Origin of the sequence: Elioraea sp. Yellowstone, assembly GCF_006704265.1 — a bacterium.
Lineage (GTDB): Bacteria > Pseudomonadota > Alphaproteobacteria > Acetobacterales > Acetobacteraceae > Elioraea.
Genome location: NZ_VIKA01000163.1, coordinates 1 through 6,600, shown reverse-complemented (window position 1 = coordinate 6,600; position 6,600 = coordinate 1). Strand labels below are relative to the sequence as shown.

At 73.7% G+C, this 6,600-nt stretch carries 6 protein-coding genes; 2 read left to right on the top strand and 4 right to left on the bottom strand.

Features of this window, described 5'->3' with window-relative positions; all coding sequences use genetic code 11:
- Both FK498_RS16250 and FK498_RS16245 read left to right on the top strand, forming a co-directional pair.
- The coding region (locus FK498_RS16250; protein ID WP_141856372.1) for an amidohydrolase at positions 1-612 on the top strand (612 nt) is incomplete at its 5' end.
- 66 nt (positions 613-678) lie between these two features.
- On the top strand, positions 679-1,431 hold the full coding sequence (locus FK498_RS16245; RefSeq protein ID WP_141856370.1) for an SDR family oxidoreductase: 753 nt from the start codon (positions 679-681) through the stop codon (positions 1,429-1,431).
- A gap of 73 nt (positions 1,432-1,504) precedes the next feature.
- On the opposite strand, the gene FK498_RS16240 is transcribed toward FK498_RS16245, so the two are convergent.
- The 4 genes from FK498_RS16240 to FK498_RS16225 form a co-directional block, all read right to left on the bottom strand.
- Positions 1,505-4,183: an HAD-IC family P-type ATPase gene (locus tag FK498_RS16240; protein ID WP_141856368.1), complete on the bottom strand. Its 2,679-nt coding sequence runs from the start codon at positions 4,181-4,183 to the stop codon at positions 1,505-1,507.
- Positions 4,184-4,272: 89 nt separating this feature from the next.
- A complete protein-coding gene (locus FK498_RS16235; RefSeq protein ID WP_141856366.1) occupies positions 4,273-4,956 on the bottom strand; it encodes an ATP-binding cassette domain-containing protein in 684 nt (227 codons plus the stop codon).
- Positions 4,956-6,152 (bottom strand): ABC transporter permease DevC, encoded by a 1,197-nt coding sequence (gene devC, locus FK498_RS16230; protein ID WP_202614883.1) that lies wholly within the window; start codon positions 6,150-6,152, stop codon positions 4,956-4,958. Before devC ends, FK498_RS16235 begins: the two co-directional genes overlap by 1 nt.
- Positions 6,149-6,600: efflux RND transporter periplasmic adaptor subunit (locus FK498_RS16225; RefSeq protein ID WP_202614882.1), on the bottom strand; the 452-nt coding region annotated here is incomplete at its 5' end. The genes devC and FK498_RS16225, both read right to left, overlap by 4 nt.

The window sequence follows — 6,600 nt, the reverse complement described above, 5'->3', positions numbered from 1 at the left end:
ATCGTGCCCTGGGCGGCCGGCGGCTCGACCGACCAGATGGCACGCGTGCTGGCCGCCGCGGTCGAGAGCGCGCTCGGCCCGCGCTTCGTCGTCGTCGCCGCGGCCGATCCGGCGCGCGACGATGCGGCGCTCGCCGCCCTGGCGGCGTCCGGCGTGCGCGGCCTGCGCTTCAATCTCTACCGCGATCCCGCCTGGACGATCGGGACGATGCTCGATCACGCGCGCCGCGCCGCCGCGCACGGCCTGCATGCCGAGATCTACACGGATGCGGCCGGTCTCGCGCCGCATGTCGAGGCGCTGGCACGGTTGCGGATCGTCATCGACCATCTCGGCCTGACAGAGGCCGGGCTGCCCGTGACCTGCGACCTCGCCCGCGCGGGGGCCAAGGTGAAGGCGACCGGGTTCGGCCGCGTCCGGCTCGACCCGGCGGCCGCGCTGGAGGCCATCGCGAAGGCGGCGCCCGATGCGCTGATGGCCGGGACCGACCTGCCGTCGACCCGCGCGGACCGCCCCTTCGCCGATGCCGACATCGCGCTGATCGAACATGTGCTCGGCCCCGCGCTCGCCCGCGCGGTCCTGCACGACACCGCGGCCGCGTTCTACCGCGCGTGACCCCGCTTGCGGGTGGGCCGCACCAGCCCTAGCGTCCGCACCGCAACGGACGGAGGAGACGGCGCGATGCGGCTCGAGGGCAAGGTGGCGGTGGTGACGGGGGCGGCCTCGGGCTTCGGCGAGGGGATCGCGCGCGCCTATGCCGCCGAGGGCTGCAAGGTGGTGGTCGCCGACCTCAACCTCGAGGGCGCGCGGCGCGTCGCGGGCGAGCTCGGCAATCGTGCGGTCGCGATCGGCGGCGACGTCTCCAAGGGGCCCGACTGCCAAGCGATGGTGGACCGCGCGCTCGACGCCTTCGGCAGCCTCGACATCGTGGTGAACAACGCCGGCACGACGCACCGGAACAAGCCGATCCTCGAGGTCACCGAGGCCGAGTTCGACCGCGTCTACGCGGTCAACGTGAAGTCGATCTACTGGATGACGCAGGCCTGCCTGCCGGTGCTGCGGCGCCAGGGCAGGGGCGGCTCGATCATCAACATCTCCTCCACCGCCGGCATCCGCCCGCGCCCGGGCCTCACCTGGTACAACGGCACCAAGGGGGCCGTGAACGTCATCACGCAGTCGATGGCGCAGGAGCTCGCCAAGGACAACATCCGCGTCAACGCGATCTGCCCGGTGATGGGCGCCACCGCGCTGCTGACCGAGTTCATGGGCACGGAGGACACGCCCGAGAACCGTGCGAGGTTCATCGCCACCATCCCCATCGGGCGGATGAGCCAGCCTTCCGACATCGCCAATGCCGCGGTGTGGCTGGCCGATCCGGCCTCCAGCTTCATCACGGGGATCCTGCTTCCGGTGGACGGCGGCCGGACGGCGTAGAGCAGATCGCACACGGCTGGACTGAGCCGTGTGCGTGACGATCCTCGCAGGGAATGACCGGAGCGGTTTCCACTCATGTGGAAACCGTTCTGGGCGGCGCGCGCCGCATCAGCGCCTTCTCGATCTCGACCACGCCGAACACCACAACCGCGGCGGCGAGTGCCAGCAGCCAGCCCGAGAGGTCGGGCGGGGCGACGGTGAACAGCGTCTGCATCGGCGGCGCGTACAGGAACAGCCCCTGGAGAAGGACGATCAGCGCGATCGCCACCAGCACCGCGCGGTTGCCGGTCACGCCGTCGCGCGAGAGGCTGGAGCGGCGGAAGAAGCGCGCGTTGAACAGATAGGCCGCCTGGCCGGCGATCAGCGCCGTCACCGCCGCGCCGCGCGCGGTCTCGACCGGCTCGCCGGCGCCGTGCTCCGCCAGGAAGGCGCCGATCGAGGCCGCGGCGAGCAGGGCGGAGACCAGGGCGACCCGCCAGACCAGCAGCACCGAGAGGATCGGCTCGTCGGGCATGCGCGGCGGGCGCGTCATCACATCGGGCTCGGCCGGCTCGAAGGCGAGCGCGAGCGCGAGCGTCACCGCCACCACCAGGTTCACCCAGAGGATCTGCACCGGCGTGATCGGCAGCACGGCGAGCCCGAGTATGACCGCCGCGACCACGGTCATCGCCTGGCCGCCATTGGTCGGCAGGATGAACAGCAGCGTCTTCTGGAGATTGTCGTAGATCGTGCGGCCCTCGCGCACCGCCGCGGCGATGGTGGCGAAGTTGTCGTCGGCGAGCACGATCCCGGCCGCCTCCTTCGCCGCCTCGGTGCCGCTCCTGCCCATCGCCACGCCGATATCGGCGCGCTTCAGCGCCGGCGCGTCGTTCACGCCGTCGCCCGTCATCGCCACCACGTGGCGGCGCGCCTGCAGGGCCTGCACCAGCCTGAGCTTGTGCCCGGGCGAGGTGCGCGCGAAGACGCGCACGCGCTCGGCCGCGCGGGCGAGCGCGCGGTCGTCCATGGCGTCGAGCTCCGCCCCGGTGAGCGCGCCGCCCGCGACCTCGATCCCGACCTCGCGCGCGATCGCGGTCGCCGTGCCGGCATGGTCGCCGGTGATCATCGTCACGGCGATGCCGGCGCGGCGGCATTCCGCGACCGCCGCGATCGCCTCCTCGCGGGCGGCATCGATCAGGGCAGCCACGCCCAGAAGCTCGAGGTCGCGGATGTCGTCGAAGGCGAGCGTGAGATGGTCGTGCGCGGTCGGGCGCGCGGCGACCGCGATCAGGCGGTAGCCGCGCTCGGCGAGCGCCTCGAGCCGTGTCTGCCACGCCGCGTCGACCTCCGCGCAGCGCGCGATCAGCACCTCCGGCGCGCCCTTCACCGCGATCAGCCCGTGGCCCTCGTGATCGTGGTGCAGCGTCGCCATGAACTTGTGGTCGGACTCGAACGGGATCGCGTCGGTGCGGCTCCAGCGGCGCTGGATCGCCGAGGCATCGAGGCCGGCCTTCTCGGCCAGGACCAGGAAGGCGCCGTCGGTCGGATCGCCCTCGATCGTCCATTCGCCCCGGTCGCGATGCAGCCGCGCGTCGTTGCACAGCACCGCGGCGCGCAGCATGGCGGCGAGCGCGGCATCGTCCTCGGCGGAGATCGTCCGTCCCTCGCGCGTGATGTCGCCCTCCGGCACGTAGCCGACGCCGCCGATCTCCGCCTCGCCGTCGGGCAGGGCGAGCGCGCGCACCGAGAGCTCGTTGCGCGTCAGCGTGCCGGTCTTGTCGGTGCAGATGACATCGACGCTGCCGAGCGCCTCCACCGCCGGCAGCCGCCGCACGATCGCATTGCAGCCCGCCATGCGCCGCACGCCGAGCGCCAGGATGATGGTGATGATCGCGGGCAGGCCCTCGGGGATGGCGGCCACCGCGATGCCGACCGCGGCGAGGAACATCTCGTCGGCCGGCAGGCCGCGCCAGAGCGACCCGACCGCGAAGGTCGCCGCGGCGAGCAGCAGGATCGCCACGCTGAGCGTGCGCCCGAAGGCGGCGATCGCGCGCAGGAGCGGCGTCTGCAGCGTCTCGACCGCGGCGAGCATGCCCGAGATGCGGCCGATCTCGGTCGCGCCGCCGGTGGCGACCACGACGCCGCGCCCGTGGCCCGCGGCGACCACGGTGCCGGAGAAGGCGAGCGAGCTGCGGTCGCCGAGCGGGGCGAGCGGATCGACCGGCGCGGGCGACTTGGCGACGGGCAGGCTCTCGCCGGTCAGGATCGCCTCCTGGATCGCGAGCCCGCGCGCGGCGAGGATGCGCAGATCGGCCGGCACGCGGTCGCCCGGCTCGAGCACGACGAGGTCGCCCGGCACCACCGCTTCGGCGTCGATGCCGTGGCGGTGGCCGTCGCGGATCACGGTGGCGCGCGGCGAGAGCATGCGCCGCACCGCCTCGAGCGCCGCCTCCGCCTTGCCTTCCTGCACGAAGCCGACGAGCGCGTTGATCAGCACGACGGCGACGATCACGGCGGTGTCGACCCAGTGGCCGAGCAGCGCGGTGATCGCCGCGGCGGCGAGCAGCACCTGGATCAGCACGTTCTGGAACTGCGCGAGGAAGCGGCGCAGCGGCCCGATGCGCGCGGGCTCGGGCAGGCGGTTCGGCCCGTGCCGGGCGAGCCGTGCGGCGGCCTCCGCCTGGTCGAGCCCGTGCGGAGGCGTGCCGAGCCGCGCGCAGACCTCCTCGGCCGGGAGGGCGTGCCAGCGCGGCGCGGCATCGGCGTGTGGCATCGCGTCCGTCATCCCGATCGTCTGCCCGTCCCGTGATGCCGGCGGCACTGACGCAGGTCAAGGCGAGCGCGCGGCGGATCGCCCGCCGCTCACGCGCGCGTGCCGTCGATGATGCGGCCGTCCTCCATGGCGACGATGCGGTCGGCGATGTCGTGGATGCGCGGATCGTGTGTGACGATGAACACCGTGCGGCCCTGCTCCTTGGCCAGGCGCTGCAGCAGCGTCATGGTCTCGTGCCCGGTCCGGCCGTCGAGCGCCGCGGTCGGCTCGTCGGCCAGGATCAGGCCCGGCGCGTGCACGAGCGCGCGCGCGATCGCCACGCGCTGGCGCTGCCCGCCCGAGAGCGTCGCGGGATAGGCCCCGGCCTTCTCGCCGATCCCCACCGCCGCCAGCATCGCGCGGGCGCGCGCGAGCCGTTCCGGCTCAGGCATGACCGGCGTGATCTCCAGCGCCATCGCGACGTTCTGTTCGGCGGTGAGGAAGCCGAGCAGGTTGTGGTGCTGGAAGATGAAGCCGATCCGCCGCCGGAGCGCGACGCGCCGCGCCTCGTCGGCCCCCGCGAGTTCGGTGCCGAGCACGCGGCACGACCCCTCCTGGACCGCGCGCAGCCCGCCGATCAGCGTGAGCAGCGTGGTCTTGCCCGATCCCGACGGCCCCGTCAGCAGCACCACCTCGCCCGCGTCCACGGCGAGGTCGAGCCCGTGCAGCACGGTCCTGGCGGCCTCGCCGTCGCCGAAGCGATGCGCCAGCCCGCGCGTCTCGACGGCGCGCATCAGAACATGTCCGCCGGATCGGCGTCGCGCAGCTTGCGGATCGCGACCAGGCCGGAGACCACGCACATGACGAAGATCAGCGCGAACACCAGCACGCTCTTGTCGAGATCCATGGTCAGCGGGATGAAGATCCGGGCGCTGGCGACGCGGTAGAGGCCGAGCCCGAGCAGCCAGCCGGGGATGTAGCCGAGCACGGCGAGGATCAGCGCCTCGCCCATCACCACGCGGACGAGGTAGCCGTTGGCGTAGCCCATCGCCTTCAGGGTCGCGTACTCGCCGATGTGGCGCGCGATGTCGCTGAACAGGATCTGGTAGACGATCACGCAGCCGACCAGCATGCCGATCGCCACGCCGAGGCCGAAGACGAAGCCGATCGGCGCGGTGTTCGCCCAGTAGTCCTTCTCGAAGGCGATCAGCCCGGCCTTGGTGAGCACCATCACGTCCGCGGGCAGCAGGGCGCGCAGCGCGCGCGCGGCCGCCTCCGCATCCGCGCCGGGGCGCAGGCGGATCGCGCCGACATCGACCTGGCCCGGCCCGCGGTTGGGCAGGATGCGCCAGAAGGTCGGCTCGCTCGCGACCGCGTGGCCCTCGGTGCCGAAGGTGGGGCCGAGCGCGAACAGCCCGGCGACCTCGACCCGGCGATCGCCGAGCTCGGCGGCGACCGCGCCGCGCTCGGCGAGCAGCGCCGGCACTGGGCCGAACTGCGGCTTGGCGCGTTCGTCGAACAGGATCACGTCGCCGCGCGCGAGCTCGGCCATCTCGGCGGCGGCGAGTCCCGGGAAGCCGAGCAGCCCGGCCGACGGATCGACGCCGAACAGCAGGAGCGTGCGCTTCTGCCCGTCGATCGGGTTGCGCCAGACGGCGTTGCCGACATGGAGCGGGATCACGCGCTCGACCTCGGGCAGGGCGAGCGCCTGGGCGAGCCGCGCGCGCGGGAAGGGGGCGGAGCGCCAGAGCGCCTCGGTGGTGCGGTTGAGCAGGAAGAGATCGGCGTTCAGCGCGGCCTGCACGGTCACCGCGCTGTCGAACAGCGCGGTGAGGAAGCCGAGCTGCATGAAGATCAGCAGGCAGGCGAAGACGACGCCGGAGACGGCGGCGGCGAGGCGCGCGGGCTCGTGGCGGAGCTGGCGCCAGGCCAGGCGCGCGGCGAGGAGGGCGGGCAGGATCGCTGCCGCGCGCGGCGCCGCCCCGCTCACGGCCGGATCCGCACCTGGACCTGCATGCGGGTGCGCCGCCGCAGCGCCTCGGCGCCGGTCTCGTCGAGCCGGAGCCGCACCTCCACGACGCGCGCATCGACGCGCGCCACCGGATCGGTGCCGACCACCTCCTGCCGCCCGACCAGCCAGCCGCGCGAGACCACCGTCGCGCCGTAGGTCCGCGGATCGCCGGGCACGATCACCTCCGCGGCTGCGCCCTCGCGCACGCGCGGCAGGTCGGTCTCGTAGACCTCGGCGACGACGTCGAGCGCGCCGAGATCGGCGAGCTCGAGAACCCCCTGCTCGCCCACGCGTTCGCCCGCGCGCGCATGGATCGCGAGCACGGTGCCGTCGATCGGCGCGACCAGGACGGCGAGGTCGCGCGCCGCCCGCGCCTCGGCGACTGCGGCGCGCGCGGCATCGCGCTCGGCCTCGGCCACGGCCACGT

Bases quoted from the DNA above. Each gene is read 5' to 3' on its own strand.
- FK498_RS16245 (WP_141856370.1), top strand. From the start codon at position 679: ATGCGGCTCGAGGGCAAGGTGGCGGTGGTGACGGGGGCGGCCTCGGGC.
- FK498_RS16240 (WP_141856368.1), bottom strand. From the start codon at position 4,183: ATGCCACACGCCGATGCCGCGCCGCGCTGGCACGCCCTCCCGGCCGAG.
- FK498_RS16235 (WP_141856366.1), bottom strand. From the start codon at position 4,956: ATGCGCGCCGTCGAGACGCGCGGGCTGGCGCATCGCTTCGGCGACGGC.